This window comes from Dinoroseobacter shibae DFL 12 = DSM 16493 (genome assembly GCF_000018145.1).
GTDB classification, from domain to species: Bacteria; Pseudomonadota; Alphaproteobacteria; order Rhodobacterales; family Rhodobacteraceae; genus Dinoroseobacter; species Dinoroseobacter shibae.
Map to the genome: position 1 here is coordinate 1,821,832 of NC_009952.1, position 16,092 is coordinate 1,837,923.

Genomic DNA, 16,092 nt, shown 5'->3' on the forward strand with positions numbered 1-16,092 from the left:
AAGCCCTGCGCGCGCAGGGCGTTGCATGACGCACAGCCGGGAGGGATCAGGAACCGCTGGCCCCGCCGTAGCCGCCGTCCGCATCGGTCGCGTTCGGATCCTTGTAGACCCCCTGCTCCTTGAGCGCATCGACGACTTCCTTCGGCATGTAGGTCTCGTCGTGGCGTGCGAGCACCTCGGTCGCCATGAACACGCCGTTCTGCATCGACCCCAGCGCCACGGTGCCCTCGTTTTCGCCAAAGAGATCCGGCAGAACGCCAGTGTAGCTGACCGGGATGGACGCGCCGCCGTCGGTCACCATGAAGGTGGTTGTCTCGGACTCGCCGCGCACCAGAGTGCCCTCTTCTACAAGACCGCCGATGCGAAACACCTCGGACTCGGGCGGCGGCGCTTCTGCCACTTCGCTGGGCGAGCGGAAGAAGTTGATCCCGTCGCGCATGGCCGTGCCGATCATGATGGTCGCAATGGTCAGCGCCACGGCCGCGATGGCGATGATCTGGATCCGGCGTTTCTTCTTCAGACCACGCATGGCCGCCTCCGTCGCTCAGGGAAAGACGGGGGTCATCATCAGCCCCGTCGTCTCTTCAATATCTAACATGAGGTTGGCGTTCTGCAACGCCTGACCGGAGCTGCCCTTGGTCAGGTTGTCGAGCGCGGCGATGACCACGGCGCGACCCGGAATGCGGTCCCGCACCACGCCGATATGCACGAAATTGGAGCCGCGCACATGCCGGGTGGACGGATGCTCGCCCTCGGGCAACATGACCACGAAAGGCTCGTCCTCATAGGCGTCCGCCAGCGCATCGTAGATCTCGGTCGCCTCACCTTTTACATAAACAGTCGCCAGTATCCCCCTGTTTGCAGGGAGTAAATGCGGCGTGAACTGCACCTTGATCTCGCGCCCGGCAAGGGCCGAAAACTCCTGGTCGAACTCGCCAAGATGCCGGTGCATGCCCCCCACCGCATAGGCATGGGCCCCCTCCGACAACTCCGCATGGAGCAGGTTTTCCTTGAGCGACCGCCCCGCCCCGGAGACCCCGGTTTTCAGGTCGATGATGATCTCGTCCAGGTCGATCACCCCAGCCGCGATAAGGGGTCGCAGGGCGTATTGGCCGGTCGCCGCGTTGCAGCCGGTCCCCGCCACCAGCCGCGCATCGCGGATTTGTTCGCGGTAGAACTCCGTCAGCCCGTAGACCGCCTCGGCCTGCAGATCGAGGGCCGCGTGCGGGCCGCCGTACCATTTGGCATAAGCCTCCGGGTCGCGCAGCCGGAAATCCGCGGATAGATCCACGATCTTCACCGACTTGGGCAAGGCCGCGATGACGCTCTGGCTCGTGGCGTGGGGCAGCGCACAGAACACAAGGTCCACACCACCGAAATCGATATCGTCGATCTTCACCAGCGCCGGCAGGTCGAGATGGCGCAGATGCGGAAACACCGCGCCCATGGTCTGGCCCGCCTTGCGGTCCGCCGACAAGGCCGTGATCCGCATCCTGGGATGGGTGGCGATGAGGCGCACAAGCTCCGCTCCGGTGTACCCGGACGCGCCCAGAATCGCGATATTGTACATGGTCTTCCTCGTCTCAGATCCCGCCTCGCGGCGCGCCTACAGGGGTTCGACGGCGCGAAACTCGATCTTGCGCCGCAGAAACTGCGTGGCCTTGTTGGAAACCGACTTCGGGTCGCCCGTGGTCAGGAACCCCGGCTCCGCCCCGAGACCCAGCATGTCCGGATGCCGTGTCAGGTAATCCGCCAGGCTCTCGGCCACAAGCTGCGCCTGGCTGTAGACCTTCACATCCGCGCCAAGGGCATCCTGGAATACGTCCTGCATCAACGGGTAGTGCGTGCAGCCAAGGATCGCAGCCTCGGGATGTGGCATCCGGCGCTTCAGCGCCTCGACATGGGAGCGTACGAGCGCTTCGGCCAGGATCATGTCGCCATCCTCGATGGCATCCACGACACCGCCACAGGGCTGCGCCTCCACATCGACGCCGATGGCGCGGAAGGCCAGCTCACGCTGGAACGCCCGGCTTGACACTGTGGCGGGGGTGGCGAAAAGGGCCACATGCTTGATCGCCACCTCGCGGGGCGGGGAGTTATCGCCCCATTGCCGTTCGGTCAGCGCCTCGATCAGCGGTACGAAAACCCCCAGCACGCGCTTGTCTGACGGCACCCAGCTTTCCTGCATCCGGCGCAATGCGGCCGCCGAGGCCGTGTTGCACGCCAGGATCACCAGGTCGCAACCTTCGTCCCACAGGCGCGACACCGCCCCCGTGGTCAGCTCGTAGACATCCTCTGCATCCCGCACGCCGTAGGGCGCATGCAGGTTGTCGCCGTAATAAACGAACGGCACCTCCGGCAGGCGCCGGGACACCGCATCCAGCACCGTCAGCCCGCCAAGGCCGCTATCGAACACACCGACTGCCATCAGATCCTGTGCCTGTCCTCGAACTCGAACCCGTAGCCATAATCCGGCAAGGGCGTTGGCGACAAGCGATAGGTCTCTTGCCGCAGAAAGTCCATCATTCCCTTCGGATCGTTGCGGAACGGATCGAGCGTTTCGGGCGCCAGCGGGCTACCGATCACGACCCGCACAGGCGCGCCCACACGCGCCTTGAACTCCTTGATCAGCAGCGCCATCCGCAAGGTCGCATGCAGGTGGCTGGCCAGCTGGAACATCCGCGAATTGTGCCCCTCGAAGAAGATCGGCACCACGGTTGCGCCGGATTTGGCGATCATTCGCGCGGTGAAGCTGCGCCAACCGGGATCCATCGGATGCCCAAAGGGCGTGGCCGAGGTGCTGACCGTGCCACCGGGGAAAATGCCGATCGCGCCGCCACCGGCGAGAAAGCGCAGCGCCTCTTTACGGGTCTCGATATTGAGCGCCACCGCCTGCTTGGTGTCGTCGAAGCTGATCGGCAGGATGATCTTTTCCAAGTCCTCCGCCTTGCGGAACACCTGATGGGCAAGGATGCGGTATTCGTCCCGCCGCGCGCTCAGGATCTTGCCCAGCATCAGCCCGTCGAGGATGCCATAAGGGTGGTTGGCAATCACCACCACCGGCCCCTCCCGCGGAATGAGGTCGAGCGTGCCGCCGGACGCCTCCAGGCTCAGCCCGTAGCGGTCGGCCATCACGTCCCAGAAATTGCGCCCCGCCGCGACCTCTTGTTCATAACCCGCGGCCTGCCGGATCAGCTTCAGCCGCCCGGTCGCGTTCTCGGTCACCCGGATCAGGGCGCGCCCGGCCCTGGACGACGCCGAAGATGCGTAGCTGATCTCTCTTGCAACATGGCGCGCTTGGCTCATCGCGGGCTCCGGTGGACTCGGTATCCCCTCTAGCCCACTCGGTGGCCTGTCTCCAAGCCTATTCGGCGGCCTGCGCCACCGCGTCCTCCGCCGCCTCGAAGGCCGCCCACAGCTCCGCGCGCCTGGCGCGCATCGTCTCCACCGCCTGGGCCTTCACTGGACCGAACCCGCGCACCATGTCGGGCCAGGCCAGCAGCGCGCGCGCCGCCTCGGCCCGCGCCGGGGTCATCTCGGCCTGCACCCGGGCCAGATCGGCCTCGTAGAGCCGGATCAACTCCCGCTCCATCCGCCGCTCGGCGGTGTAACCGAACGGGTCCAGCGGCGTGCCCCGCAGCAGCTTGAGCGCTGCCAGCGGGCCATAAGCCTTTTCGATCCACGAACCGAAAGCCCGCTTGCGCGGTCGCCCGTCAGGCCCCGCACGGGACAAAAGCGGCGGCGCCAGATGATAGGTCAGCTCCAGCTCCCCCTCGAAGGCCGCCTCGGCCTTGGCGCGGGTGTCGCGCAAGAGGCGCGAAACCTCGTATTCATCCTTGTAGGACAGGAGTTTGTGGTAGTTCTGCGCCACCACCGCACGCAGGTCCGGGTCGGTGACAGCCTCCACCGCACGGCGGTACTTCTTCGCCAGCCGCGCGGATTGGTAGGCGCGCAAGTGGTCCGCGCGGAAGTCGATCTTTTCCGCAAGGGATTTCGGCCGCGCGGTCACCTCCGCCGCCAGCATCTTGGCGACCGCCTCGGGGTTCAGCACCGCCCAGCGCCCCAAATCGAACGCCTGCTTGTTCCGATCCGGTGCGGCCCCGTTCAGCTTGATCGCCTGGAAGATCGCGTCGCGTCCCAGCGGGATCAGCCCCCGCTGCCAAGCCGCACCGGTGACCACCATGTTGGAGAAGATCGCATCGCCCAGCACCTTCTGCGCCAGTTCCGAGGCATCAAAGAACACCACCGCTTCCGCCCCCAGCCGCGCCTGCAACGAGACCTGCAGGTCCGCGCCGGGAATGCGGAATTCGCGGTCGCGGGTGAAGGCGCCGGTCACGATCTCGTGGCTGTTGACCACGGCGCCGGTACGGCCCTTGGCCATCATGCCCTGTATCTTGCCCGCGCCCGTGACCACCAGGTCGCCGCCGATCACCCCGTGCGCCTCGCCGACCGAGACGCGCACGGCCGTAATATCCTCGGGCCGCGCGGCGATGCGGCAATGGATCTGCACCGCGCCACCCTTCTGGGCGAGGCCCGCCATCTCCATCATGCCGACGCCCTTGCCCTCCAGATGCGCGGCCATGGCAAGCGTCGCGCCAATGGTCACGACCCCCATGCCACCGACCCCGGTGATCAGCAGGTTGTGGGTGCCGTCGATCGCAGGCAGCGCCGGGTCGGGCAGATGCCCCAGGTCGACCTCCGCCGTGGCGGCCTTGCGCGGGCGCGCGCCAGAGACGGTGACGAAGGACGGGCAGAACCCCTTGAGACAGCTGAAATCCTTGTTGCAGGCCGACTGGTCCACGGCCCGCTTGCGGCCCAGTTCGGTCTCTGCGGGCACGATGGCAACGCAGTTCGACTGCACCCCGCAATCGCCACAACCTTCGCAGACATCCGTGTTGATGAACACGCGCTTGTCCGGGTCGGGGAATGTGCCCCGCTTGCGGCGTCGGCGCTTCTCGGCGGCACAGGTCTGGATATAGAGGATCGCCGTGGTGCCGCGCACCTGTTGCAACTCCTCCTGCACGGTCATCAGTTCGTCGCGGCCATGGCGCGGCAGGTCCGGCGGAAAGGCGGAAAAATCGACCTCTTCTTTCTCGTCATAGACGATCCGGATATCGCGCAGCCCGATCCCCTTCAGCTCCCACGCGATGCGGGCCGCATCGAGGCCGCCATCATTGGTCTGTCCCCCGGTCATCGCCACCGCGTCGTTGAACAGGATCTTGTAGGTGATGTTGGCCTTGGCCGCATGGGCCGCACGGATCGCCTGGATGCCCGAATGGTTGTAGGTGCCGTCACCGAGGTTCTGGAACACATGCGAACGGGTCGAAAACTTCCCCTCCCCGATCCAGTTGGCCCCTTCGGCCCCCATATGGGTGTATCCGTTGGTGTCACGGTCCATCCACATGGCCATGACATGACAACCGATCCCCGCATAGGCGATCGCGCCCTCCGGCACCCGGGTCGAGGTGTTATGCGGACAGCCCGAGCAGAAATAGGGCGTGCGCGCCGCCAGGTCCTTGGCGTTGTCGGCCCGCCGCACCTCCGCCAGCCGCGCAAGCCGCGCCTCCAGGTCCTCGGACGCGCGCCCCTCCTCGATCAGGATCTGCCCGAGCTTCTCGGCAATCGTCACCGGATCGAGCGCGCCATAGGCCGGGAACAGCACCTCGCCCGGCGCTTTCTGGCCGCCGTAGACCCGCCGCCCGCGCCGGTCGTTGAAGATCGCCTCCTTGACCTGCACCTCCAGCAGCTTGCGCTTTTCCTCCACCACTACGATTACATCGAGCCCTTCGGCCCAACCCAGAAACCCCTTCACATCCAGCGGCCAGGTCATGCCCACCTTGTAGGCGGTGATCCCCAGTGCCTCGGCCCGCGCGCCGTCGATGCCTAGCAGGTCGAGCGCATGGGCCAGATCGAGCCAGTTCTTGCCCGCCGCGAGGAACCCGATCTTCGCCCCCGGCTTGCCCAGCATACGCTTGTCGATCCCGTTGGCATGGCCGAACGCCTCGGCAGCGTAGCGCTTATGGGCGATCAGGCGTTCTTCCTGCGGGGTCCAATGGTCCACCAGCCGTATGTTCAGCCCGCCCTCGGGCATCGCGTAGTCCGGTGTGACGAATCGCATCCGATCCGCCCGCCCGTCCACGACCGCCGTGGCCTCCACCGTGTCCTTCATCGCCTTCAGCCCGACCCAAACCCCGGCATACCGGCTCAGCGCCCAGCCAAAGAGCCCGTAATCCAGGATCTCCTGCACCCCGGCGGGCGACAGCACAGGCATGTAGGCATCGAGCAGCGCGAATTCAGACTGATGACAGGTGGTGGAGCTTTCGCCGGTATGATCGTCCCCCATCACGAACAACACCCCGCCATGGGGCGAGGTGCCCGCGAGGTTGGCGTGCTTCATCACGTCGCCGGACCGGTCCACCCCAGGCCCCTTGCCGTACCACATCCCGAAGACACCATCCCGGCTGCCCTCGCCGCGCAGCTCGGCCTGCTGCGTGCCCCAGAGGGCCGTGGCCGCCAGATCCTCGTTCAGCCCGGGCTCGAAAATCACCCCAGCCTCGCGCAGAAGGTCAAGGTTGCGGCCCATCTGCTGGTCCACCGCACCCAGGGGCGAGCCGCGATAGCCGGTGACATAACCGCCGGTGTTCAGCCCCGCCGCCCGGTCGCGGGCCGCCTGCATCAGCGTGAGACGCACCAGTGCCTGCGTGCCGTTGAGCAGCACGGTCTCGCGATCAAGATCGTACCGGTCGCTCAGTCGGATATCCTGCAAACTCATCGCGCACCTCCCTGAACGGTCAAAGCATAGCATGAATATAGGTCAAAAAACCTGACCTACAAAATCATTTTCACGCCAAAGACTTCGTTGCGCCCGCATACCCCTTGCGGGTAACTGTTAGCGCAAAATGCAACGCGACAGGGACATGATCTGACCATGGATTGGGACAAACTGCGGATTTTTCACGCGGTCGCGGACGCGGGCAGCCTCACCCATGCGGGCGATTCGCTGCATCTGAGCCAATCCGCCGTCAGCCGCCAGATCCGCGCTCTGGAGGAGAGCCTCAACACGATCCTGTTCCATCGCCACGCCCGCGGGCTGATCCTGACCGAGCAGGGCGAGCTGTTGTTCGACGCCACCGCCGCCATGACCAAGCGGCTCGACGCCGCCTCCGCCCGGATCCGCGACAGCGAGGAGGAGGTGTTCGGCCAGCTGCGCGTCACCACCACCATCGGGTTCGGCTCGCTCTGGCTGGCCCCGCGCCTGTCGCGGCTCTACGACCGCTATCCGGACCTGAACGTCGACCTGATGCTGGAAGAGCGCGTGCTCGACCTGCCCATGCGCGAGGCCGATGTCGCCATCCGCATGAAAGAGCCCAGCCAGGCCGACCTGATCCGCAAGAAGCTGATGAGCATTCGCATGCGCCTCTATGCGTCGCCCAGCTATCTCGAACGCAACGGTCGGCCAACCCGGATGGAAGAGATCTCCAGCCACCGGATCATCTGCCAGAACGCCGACAGCGCCCAAGTCAGTGCCGGGCACACCCTGGTGCGCGAGATCTTCAACCACGATGTCACCCACTCGCTGATGGTGAACAACTATTTCGGGGTGCTGCAGGCGGTGATCAACGATCTCGGCATCGGTGTGCTGCCCGACTACCTGGTCACGGATTTCCCTCAACTCGAACAGGTCATTCCCGATTTCGAGAGCAGCGATGTGCCCGTCTTCCTCGCCTACCCGGAGGAACTGCGCCACTCCAAGCGCATCGAGGCCTTCCGCGATTTCGTCACCGAAGAGGTTATCGCCTACCGCCGGGCCAAGCGCGACGCGGACGACTGAGCCCCAAGAGGCATGCAAAAACCGCATGGCGGGATTGCGCACCTGCGGCATTTTTCAATCTTGATCGAAAAGCAGGCACAAACTATCTCCAAGTGCATAGAGCGACAGCGTGTTGTTCTATACCTCCCTGTTGGACTTTGGCCGAGCTTTGTCTCGGCCTTTTTTTTTGCCCATCGGCAGATACGCACGTGTGAGCCACTCCCCGGCTACGCAAAGCGCGCCAACAATGCTACCTCGGACCCATGACACAGACCGCAGCGAACCGCGCGCTGAGACGTATCAAGCGCTTTCTGACCCGGACACCGGACCCTGAACCACGATATCGGCCGAACCGGCGCGCTTTGTTCTATCCCGGGCAGGCCAAGGATGGCCCCGTCTTCATAACCTACCATGGCGGCGGCTGGGTAGGCGGGCGCGCAGAGGACCAGGTCGCCTGGTCGCAGAGCTTCGCGCGGATGGGCCGCGCCGCGTACTCGGTGGAATACAGCACCTATGAAAACTCGGGCGGCAGCCTTGACGCGTCGCTGGACGATGCCGTGGCGGCAGCGGCCTTCATAGTGCGCCGCCACAAGCGCGCGCCGCTGGTCTTCGTCGGCCACAGCGCGGGCGCCCCGCTTGCCTTCTGGGCGTGCCTCGCCCACCAGGCTCAACTGGCCGGTCTGATCTTGTTTTCACCGGTCACCGATCTGTCGAATGAAGGCTTCGGAAACCGCCAGATCCCGCCCGGAGGCCGCAAGGATGCGTCCCCACAACACAACCTGTCCCGCCTGCACATCGGTGCGCGCGCGCCCTTCCTGTTGATGTTCCACGGCGCTGAGGACGACACCGTGCCACCATCACAACCCCAGAAATTTCTGCAGAGCTGGCAAGACGCCGGCTCGGAGGTCGCGCGGCTGATCACCTATCCGGACCAGAAGCACGGGTTCCAGAACCTCAATGCCCCGCGCATCACCGTTCAGACCGACCTGGAGGCCGCGATGGCTGACCTCGGGCACTATCGCAGACCGGCCTTCCTGGCGCCGGCCTGATCAGGCCGCGTCCTCTTCGGCATCTTCGCTTTGCTGCCGGGTCCACATGGAGGCATAGCGCCCGCCCCGGGCCAGCAGCTCGTCATGGGTGCCCTCTTCGACGATCACGCCGTTCTCCAGCACCACGATCCGGTCCGCATCGACCACCGTGGACAGACGGTGCGCAATGGTGATCACCGTGCGCCCCTGCCCCATGGCCGCCAGACTGTCCTGGATGTCCCGCTCCGTCTCGCTGTCGAGCGCCGAGGTCGCCTCGTCCAGCAGCAGGATCGGCGGGTTCTTCAGCAGGGTCCGCGCGATGCCCACGCGCTGCTTTTCCCCGCCCGAAAGCTTGAGCCCCCGCTCGCCCACCTTGGTCTCGTAGCCCTCGGGCAGGCTGTAGATGAATTCGTGGATCTCCGCCGCCTTCGCCGCGGCCTCGATCTCGGACCGGCTGGCCTCGGGGCGGCCATAGGCGATGTTGTAGAGGATCGTGTCGTTGAACAGCACCGTGTCCTGCGGCACCACGCCGATCTGCGCATGCAGGCTGTCCTGGGTGACGTCGCGCACATCCTGCCCGTCGATCCGCAGCGCGCCCTCGCTTACATCGTAGAACCGGAACAGGAGCCGCCCGATGGTCGACTTGCCCGACCCCGACGGTCCCACCAGCGCCAGCGTCTGTCCCGCTCCGACACGCAGGCTCACACCCTTCAGGATCGGCCGCGCCGGGTCATAGCCGAAGACCACATCGTCGAGCACGATCTCCCCCCCGGTGACCCGCAGGTCGTGCGCGCCGGGCTTGTCCTGCACCTCGGCTGGCTGCTCCAGCAGCTCAAACATCTCGCCCATGTCGATCAGTGCCTGACGGATCTCGCGGTAGACGGTGCCGAGAAAGTTCAGCGGTTGCGTGATCTGCAACATGTACGCATTGACCATGACGAAATCACCCACGGTCAGATCCCCGCGCTGCACTCCCATCGCGGCCATGACCATGACGACGACCAGCCCCCCGGTGATCAGCACCGATTGGCCGAAATTCAGGAACCCCAGCGTGTAGGAGGTCTTGAGCGCTGCTGCCTCATAGCCCTCCATTGCCGCGTCGTAGCGCTCCGCCTCCCGCGTCTCGGCGCCGAAATACTTCACCGTCTCGAAATTCAGCAGGCTGTCGATGGCCTTCTGGTTGGCATCGGTGTCCTGACGGTTCATCTCTCGCCGGATGCGCACCCGCCATTCCGTCACCTTAAAGGTGAACCCGACATAGAGCGCAATGGTCCCCGCCACCGCCGCCAGGTACCAGGCGTCGAAATAGAGCGTCAGAATGATTGAGATCAGCGCCAGTTCCAGGATCAGCGGCCCGATGGAGAACAGCAGGAACCGCAGCAGGAATTCGACCCCCTTCACCCCGCGCTCGATGATCCGGCTCAGCCCCCCGGTCTTGCGCGTGATGTGGTAGCGCATCGAAAGCCGGTGGATATGGGTGAAGGTCTCCAGCGCCAAGGTCCGCAGGGCCCGCTGCGCGACCTTGGCAAAGATCACGTCGCGCAGCTGCTGGAAGCCGACGGTCATCAGCCGCGCCATGCCATAGGCGATGGTCAGCCCCACCGCCCCGATCGCCAGAAGCACACCGTCCGACACCTCCCCCGCGAGGGAGTCGACGGCGGTTTTGTACAAGAACGGCGTGCCCACCGCGATCAGCTTGGCCAGGAACAGTGCCGCCATCGCTAGCACCACACGCCGCTTCACCCAAGGCTTGTCATCGGGCCACAGATACGGCGCCACCTTGCGGATCACCAACAGACCGCGGCGACGGTTCTCGAGGTCTTCAGGGGGAGGATCGGAAAGCCGGGCACCACGCATGACCGCACCCTAGAAGTCGTGCCCGCGAATGGCCAGTGCGGCGTAAACGCCCGTCAGGGGGTCTCGCGCGGCACGGCAAAGACCTGGCCCGGATAGATCAGATCCGGGTCGCGGATCCGGTCCCGGTTGGACTGGAACACGCGCACATACTGGAACCCGTCGCCGTAGTTTTCCCGCGCGATCTGCCACAGGGTGAAGCCCGGCTGCACCGTCACCACCCCGGCCACCGCCAGCGCACCCGGCGCCGCCTCCAGCACCGGCACCTCGCCCGGCGCGGCGGTCTGACCCGGTGGAACCTCAGCCACGGTGGCAGCGGCGGTCTCGGCCTCTGCCGCCTCCGCCGCGGCCTCCGCCGCCAGCACCGCATCGGCGCGCAAGGCCCGCTCGAACGGCGTCTCGAAGCGCGAGATCACCTTGCCATCCGGCGTCACTTCGTCGGCGCGCAGGGTATAGACCCCTTGGGCGATCCCGGCCACACGCGCCTCCCACAGCCCCTCGGGCGAAACCTCCGCGGTCTCCACGAGGTCGTTGTTCAGGTAAAGCCGCACCAGCGCATCGGGCACCGCGCGCCCGGCCAGCAGCACCTCGCCCTCCGCATCATAGGAAATCGTGTCGATCACCACATTGGCCGCTCCGGACACTCCGGGCCGGTCCGGTTGCGCGGGCGGGGCCGCTGGGCGCGCGCCCGCCTCCGACAAGATCAGGACCGACGGGGCCGATCCCCGCGCGGGCGGGGCGGAGGCACCGTCCGGCGCGGGTGACGCCATCGCAGGCGCGGTGTCGATATCCACCTGAGGCTCTGGCAGATCCCCCAGAGACGCTGTCTCCGGTGCCCGGGCCGGACCATCGGCCCGCGGTCCGGAGGCGTCCGCAGTCGCCGCCTGATCCCTCGGGGCGGGTTCGGGATCGACCGCGCGCGCCGCCACCGGGCCCGTGAAAGGCGACACCATCGCCGTCTCCACCGACACCACCGCATCCCCGGCCTCGCCATCGCTTTCGAGGGTCAGCGCCCGGGCCTTTGCCGACGGATCGAGGGTGAACAGCGCCACGAAACTGCCGCGCCCATCGGCCACGGTCTCGGCCACCTTGGCCCCGTCGAGCAGCACACGCACCACCCCGCCGGGCATCGCGCGGCCCGCGACAACTGCACTCCCCGCCCGGTCGACGCGCACCAGATCGAAGCGCGGCGGATCGGCGGCCGGGGCAGCAGGTGCCGCATCCTCGGGCGTTTCGGCCGTCTCGGCGGTCTCCACCTGCGCTGCCGCAGGATCTGCGACATCCGCGGGCGCAGGCGAGACCGGCTCTGCCGCGCTGGGGGCTTCGGCAGCCGGCACAGGCGCGGGTTCGGGTTCCACGGCCACCGCCGCCGTCTCCGCAGGTGCCGGGGCCTCCTGCACGACCTCCGGGGCGGGCTCGGCAATCTCCACCGGAGTCGCCTGCGGCGGCGCCTCGATGGTCTCGTCCAAGGCGACGGGCGCTTCGGGCGGCGCATTCGCGATACTTTCCGTCGGCGTATCCTCGGCCTCCGGCACAGGCGCGGACAGGCTCCACAGCACCACGCCCCCGGCCACAAGACCCAGGGCCACCAAAGCGCCCCAGACGACCTGCGGCCTGCCCGTGCGCGCCGACTGATCCATTCCGTCCTGCATCCACGTCCCCAAGACTGTTTGCACGCCTCGCCACCCCGGATCGCCGGCCGGGCCGCAAGGATCGCTCATCGCAGCTTATCCAGCCGTTTACAAAGGCGAAAGGGTCTATCACACAGGCGTCGTACCCCTCACCGCTGCAAGAGCTTTCCCATGTCGTCCATCTGTGTCTTCTGCGGCGCCCGCGCCGGTCTCACCCCCAGCCATACCGATACCGCCGAAGCCCTCGGGCGCTGGCTGGCCGAGGCGGGGCACCGGTTGGTCTACGGCGCCGGAGATGTGGGCCTGATGGGCAGTGTCGCCCGCGCGGCCCAGCAGGCAGGCGGCGACACGTTCGGGGTGATCCCGGCCCACCTGCTCGACCTGGAGGTCGGCAAGACGGACCTGACACGTTTCGTGGTGACCGAAACCATGCACGAGCGCAAGAAGGTGATGTTCGCCAATTCCGACGCCATCGTGGTGCTGCCTGGCGGCGCGGGGTCGCTGGACGAGTTCTTCGAGGTGCTGACCTGGCGCCAGCTTGGCCTGCACGCCAAGCCGATCCTGCTGCTGAACGTGGACGGCTACTGGACGCCGCTTCTGGCCCTTATCGACCACGTGATCGCCCAAGGCTTCGCCGCCGAGAGCCTGCGCGGCTTCATCACGGTCTGCGCGGATCTGCAGGCGGTGCAAGCCGCTCTCGGTCCGGCCTGAGCGCGTCGAAAAAAGGGGAGCAGACCGGCAGCACTGGAAACGCGAGGCGGGTACACACGCAGGGGTCGCCTCAGGTAAAACTCATGGACACAACGATCCGCCGGTCTGCGAGGACTGTTTCGCACAGCCGCGTTAATGTTCTGTGATCAAGACGTTTCCATCGCCCTAACGGTCCGGTTTTTTACCGCGGCAGCGCCGCAGCCTCCGCCGCCAACTCGGTGATCCCCGCCCAGTCACCGGCCTCCATCATGGCTTGCGGCGCGACCCAGGACCCGCCCACGCAGAGCGTGTTGCCGAGCCCGAGATAGGTCGGCGCATTGGCCAGCGACACGCCCCCCGTCGGGCAGAACGCGACCTGCGGCAAAGGCGCGCCGATGGATTTCAGCGCAGGCGCGCCGCCATTTGCCTCCGCCGGAAAAAACTTCTGCACGGTATAGCCCCGCTCCAGCAGCGCCATGACTTCGGTCGAAGTCGCCGCCCCCGGCAGCATCGGCAGATCCGCCGCCTCGGCAGCATCGAGCAATCGGCTTGTCGCCCCCGGCGACACCCCGAAAAGCGCGCCCGCCGCCTTGGCCGCCGCCACATCCTCGGGCGTCAGGAGTGTTCCGGCCCCAACCACGCCGCCCTCGACCTGCGCCATCTCGGCAATCGCGTCGAGTGCCACGGGCGTGCGCAAGGTCACCTCCAGCGCGGGCAGGCCGCCCGCAACCAGCGCCTCGGCCAGGGGGCGCGCATGGGCCAGGTCATGGATCACCAGCACCGGGATCACCGGGGCCAGCCCGCATATCTCACGCGCCTGCGCGCTTGCCTCGCTCGGGGTCATGGGTCGTCTCCTTATACCACCACGCCAGCGCCGGTGCTGGCCGGGCCGACAGTCGTGCGGAACACGTCGAACAACTCGCGCCCGATGCCGTGACTGTTGCCGCTCAGATCCGGCATGGCCGGGGCACGGTCCTCGACCCCCGGCTCCAGCACCTCCAGAACGCCCGCCACCGCATCCACGCGTACCAGATCGCCGGTCCGCACCTTGGCCATCAGCCCGCCATCCAGCGCCTCGGGCGCCACGTGGATCGCCGCGGGCACCTTGCCCGACGCGCCCGACATGCGCCCATCCGTCACCAGCGCCACCTTCAGTCCGCGATCTTGCAGCACCGCCAGAACCGGCGTCAGCGCATGCAATTCCGGCATCCCGTTCGCTTTGGGCCCCTGGAACCGCACGATGACCACCGTGTCCTCGGTGAACTCGCCCGCCTTGAAGGCGTCCTTCACGGCACCCTGATCCTCGAAGACCCGCGCCCTGGCCTCGATCACATGGCGCTCCGGTGCCACGGCGGACACCTTCATCACGCCGCGCCCGAGATTGCCCTTGAGCTCTTTCAGCCCACCAGACGGCGCAAAGCCGTCCGATGCCGGGCGCAGGATCTTGGCATTCAGGCTCCGGCGCGGCCCGTCTTCCCAGCGCAGCACACCGTCGATCAGCTTGGGCTCGCGGGCATAATCGGCCAGACCGTCGCCCGCGATCGTCTTGGTGTCGGGATGCAGCAGCCCCTCGGACAGGAGCTCCCCGATCATGTAGGCCAGACCCCCCGCCGCATGGAAATGGTTCACATCCGCCAGCCCGTTGGGATAGACCCGCGCCATCAACGGCGTCGCCTCCGAAATATCCGCGAAATCCTGCAGGTCCAGGATCACACCCGCCGCCCGCGCCATGGCGGGCAGGTGAATCACCAGGTTCGTGGACCCGCCCGTGGCCATCAGCCCGACGATCCCGTTCACGAAAGCCTTGGCATCCAGGATATCGCAGACCGGGCGATACTCGTTGCCGAGCTGCGTGATCGCCGCCAGGCGTTCCGCCGCCGCCGCGGTCAGCGCCTCGCGCAGGGGCGTGCCCGGGTTGACGAAGGACGCACCTGGCAGGTGCAGCCCCATGAATTCCATCAGCATCTGGTTGGAATTCGCCGTCCCGTAAAAGGTGCAGGTTCCCGGCCCGTGATAGGAGGCCATTTCCGCCTCCATCAGCTTGTCACGCCCGATCTCCCCGGCGGCGAACTGCTGGCGCACCTTGGCCTTCTGGTCGTTGGGCAAGCCGCTGACCATGGGCCCGGCAGGCACGAACACGCCGGGCAGGTAGCCGAAGGTGGCGGCGGCAATCACCAGCCCCGGCACGATCTTGTCGCACACGCCCAGATAGGCCGCGGCATCGAACGTGTTGTGGCTCAGCGCCACGCCAGTGGCCAGGGCGATCACGTCCCGCGAGAACAGGCTCAGCTCCATGCCGACCTGACCTTGCGTGACCCCGTCGCACATCGCCGGAACCCCGCCCGCGACCTGGGCCGTGGCGCCTGCGCGCCGGGCGGCCTCCTTGATCTTGTCGGGGTAATCCTTGAACGGCTGATGCGCGCTCAACATGTCGTTATAGGCGGTGACGATACCGATATTGGCGCTCCGCTCGGCCACGAGGGCCTCCTTGTCGCCCCCCATCGCCGCATAGGCATGGGCCTGGTTGCCGCAGGACAGGTGCGCACGCCGTGGCCCATCCTCGGCAGCGCGCCGCATCCGGTCGAGATAGGTGCTGCGCGCTTCCGCGCTGCGGGCTTCGATTCTGGCCGTGACGTCGGAAATGACGCGATTGAGTGCCATGGCTCCTGTTCCTCCAAGGTTCCCGGGCTTGGCCGCGGTGTAGCCTGTTAGCGCTAACTTAGCAATGGCAATCTCCGCACGATCCAGGCCCAGCTATACCCTTCCCCGCAAGACCATACCCCGCCCTTGCAGTTTTCCGATAGCGGCCATGCGCAGACCGCCTCTACTGCTCTGCTGCAACGCGGCATAGATCAGCCTCAACAGGATAACCGAGACACAAAGGACCGCCAGATGAGCACGTTCACCCCTCCGTCCACCCCGATCGATGTCGCCGATGTCGAACGCCGCGCCCACGAGCTGCGCGCCGAGTTCACCGCGCAAGCCTTCCGTAGCCTTCGCGCCTGGCTCGCGGATCACCTGACCGTCGGCAAGCGTCAAAGCCCCTCCACCTGATCCCGTCCCGAGACGGGTTCCGGAC

The 16,092-nt window shown here is 66.5% G+C and carries 13 protein-coding genes; 4 read left to right on the top strand and 9 right to left on the bottom strand.

All coding sequences use genetic code 11. The features are described 5' to 3' along the window. Positions 1 to 46: 46 nt before the first annotated feature. The 5 genes from ccmE to DSHI_RS08970 are packed head-to-tail and all read right to left on the bottom strand — an operon-like array spanning position 47 to position 6,772. Positions 47 to 529: a cytochrome c maturation protein CcmE gene (gene ccmE, locus DSHI_RS08950; RefSeq protein WP_012178430.1), complete on the bottom strand. Its 483-nt coding sequence runs from the start codon at positions 527 to 529 to the stop codon at positions 47 to 49. Positions 530 to 544: 15 nt separating this feature from the next. Next, positions 545 to 1,570 carry an N-acetyl-gamma-glutamyl-phosphate reductase gene (gene argC / locus DSHI_RS08955; protein ID WP_012178431.1) on the bottom strand — a complete coding sequence of 342 codons (1,026 nt, stop codon included), beginning with the start codon at positions 1,568 to 1,570 and terminating at the stop codon, positions 545 to 547. 36 nt (positions 1,571 to 1,606) lie between these two features. Beyond that, positions 1,607 to 2,428 (bottom strand): glutamate racemase, encoded by an 822-nt coding sequence (locus DSHI_RS08960; RefSeq protein WP_012178432.1) that lies wholly within the window; start codon positions 2,426 to 2,428, stop codon positions 1,607 to 1,609. Next, positions 2,428 to 3,306, bottom strand: coding sequence for a lysophospholipid acyltransferase family protein (locus tag DSHI_RS08965; RefSeq protein ID WP_012178433.1), 879 nt, complete (start codon positions 3,304 to 3,306; stop codon positions 2,428 to 2,430). Before DSHI_RS08965 ends, DSHI_RS08960 begins: the two co-directional genes overlap by 1 nt. Before the next feature lie 58 nt (positions 3,307 to 3,364). Further along, entirely contained in the window at positions 3,365 to 6,772 is a 3,408-nt protein-coding gene (locus DSHI_RS08970; protein WP_012178434.1) for an indolepyruvate ferredoxin oxidoreductase family protein, read from the bottom strand. 156 nt (positions 6,773 to 6,928) lie between these two features. On the opposite strand from DSHI_RS08970, the gene DSHI_RS08975 reads away from it, so the two are divergent. After that, a complete protein-coding gene (locus DSHI_RS08975) occupies positions 6,929 to 7,831 on the top strand; it encodes a LysR family transcriptional regulator (RefSeq protein WP_012178435.1) in 903 nt (300 codons plus the stop codon). 242 nt (positions 7,832 to 8,073) lie between these two features. Beyond that, complete coding sequence (locus DSHI_RS08980; RefSeq protein WP_012178436.1) at positions 8,074 to 8,859, top strand: alpha/beta hydrolase family protein; 786 nt, start codon at positions 8,074 to 8,076, stop codon at positions 8,857 to 8,859. Here DSHI_RS08980 and DSHI_RS08985 read toward each other — a convergent pair whose 3' ends face one another. After that, the gene (locus DSHI_RS08985; RefSeq protein ID WP_012178437.1) at positions 8,860 to 10,695 is read right to left on the bottom strand and encodes an ABCB family ABC transporter ATP-binding protein/permease; all 1,836 of its coding nucleotides are present in this window, start codon (positions 10,693 to 10,695) and stop codon (positions 8,860 to 8,862) included. Positions 10,696 to 10,748: 53 nt separating this feature from the next. Beyond that, positions 10,749 to 12,344 carry a LysM peptidoglycan-binding domain-containing protein gene (locus DSHI_RS08990; protein WP_012178438.1) on the bottom strand — a complete coding sequence of 532 codons (1,596 nt, stop codon included), beginning with the start codon at positions 12,342 to 12,344 and terminating at the stop codon, positions 10,749 to 10,751. Between the two features lie 150 nt (positions 12,345 to 12,494). Here DSHI_RS08990 and DSHI_RS09000 point away from each other — a divergent pair, with 150 nt between their 5' ends. After that, positions 12,495 to 13,034, top strand: a complete 540-nt coding sequence (locus tag DSHI_RS09000; RefSeq protein WP_012178439.1) for an LOG family protein — start codon at positions 12,495 to 12,497, stop codon at positions 13,032 to 13,034. 181 nt (positions 13,035 to 13,215) lie between these two features. On the opposite strand, the gene eda is transcribed toward DSHI_RS09000, so the two are convergent. Both eda and edd read right to left on the bottom strand, forming a co-directional pair. After that, complete coding sequence (gene eda / locus DSHI_RS09005) at positions 13,216 to 13,857, bottom strand: bifunctional 4-hydroxy-2-oxoglutarate aldolase/2-dehydro-3-deoxy-phosphogluconate aldolase (protein WP_012178440.1); 642 nt, start codon at positions 13,855 to 13,857, stop codon at positions 13,216 to 13,218. 11 nt (positions 13,858 to 13,868) lie between these two features. Next, positions 13,869 to 15,674 (bottom strand): phosphogluconate dehydratase, encoded by a 1,806-nt coding sequence (edd, locus tag DSHI_RS09010; protein WP_012178441.1) that lies wholly within the window; start codon positions 15,672 to 15,674, stop codon positions 13,869 to 13,871. A 231-nt stretch (positions 15,675 to 15,905) separates the two neighbouring features. On the opposite strand from edd, the gene DSHI_RS22275 reads away from it, so the two are divergent. Continuing rightward, entirely contained in the window at positions 15,906 to 16,067 is a 162-nt protein-coding gene (locus DSHI_RS22275) for an RSP_7527 family protein (RefSeq protein WP_157865298.1), read from the top strand. Positions 16,068 to 16,092: the final 25 nt, after the last annotated feature.

Coding starts and splice junctions, on each gene's coding strand:
- DSHI_RS08990 (WP_012178438.1), bottom strand. CDS start 12,344: ATGCAGGACGGAATGGATCAGTCGGCGCGCACGGGCAGGCCGCAGGTC.
- DSHI_RS09000 (WP_012178439.1), top strand. CDS start 12,495: ATGTCGTCCATCTGTGTCTTCTGCGGCGCCCGCGCCGGTCTCACCCCC.
- DSHI_RS08965 (WP_012178433.1), bottom strand. CDS start 3,306: ATGAGCCAAGCGCGCCATGTTGCAAGAGAGATCAGCTACGCATCTTCG.
- DSHI_RS08975 (WP_012178435.1), top strand. CDS start 6,929: ATGGATTGGGACAAACTGCGGATTTTTCACGCGGTCGCGGACGCGGGC.
- DSHI_RS08985 (WP_012178437.1), bottom strand. CDS start 10,695: ATGCGTGGTGCCCGGCTTTCCGATCCTCCCCCTGAAGACCTCGAGAAC.
- DSHI_RS08970 (WP_012178434.1), bottom strand. CDS start 6,772: ATGAGTTTGCAGGATATCCGACTGAGCGACCGGTACGATCTTGATCGC.
- edd (WP_012178441.1), bottom strand. CDS start 15,674: ATGGCACTCAATCGCGTCATTTCCGACGTCACGGCCAGAATCGAAGCC.
- DSHI_RS08980 (WP_012178436.1), top strand. CDS start 8,074: ATGACACAGACCGCAGCGAACCGCGCGCTGAGACGTATCAAGCGCTTT.
- DSHI_RS08960 (WP_012178432.1), bottom strand. CDS start 2,428: ATGGCAGTCGGTGTGTTCGATAGCGGCCTTGGCGGGCTGACGGTGCTG.
- eda (WP_012178440.1), bottom strand. CDS start 13,857: ATGACCCCGAGCGAGGCAAGCGCGCAGGCGCGTGAGATATGCGGGCTG.
- DSHI_RS22275 (WP_157865298.1), top strand. CDS start 15,906: ATGAGCACGTTCACCCCTCCGTCCACCCCGATCGATGTCGCCGATGTC.
- argC (WP_012178431.1), bottom strand. CDS start 1,570: ATGTACAATATCGCGATTCTGGGCGCGTCCGGGTACACCGGAGCGGAG.
- ccmE (WP_012178430.1), bottom strand. CDS start 529: ATGCGTGGTCTGAAGAAGAAACGCCGGATCCAGATCATCGCCATCGCG.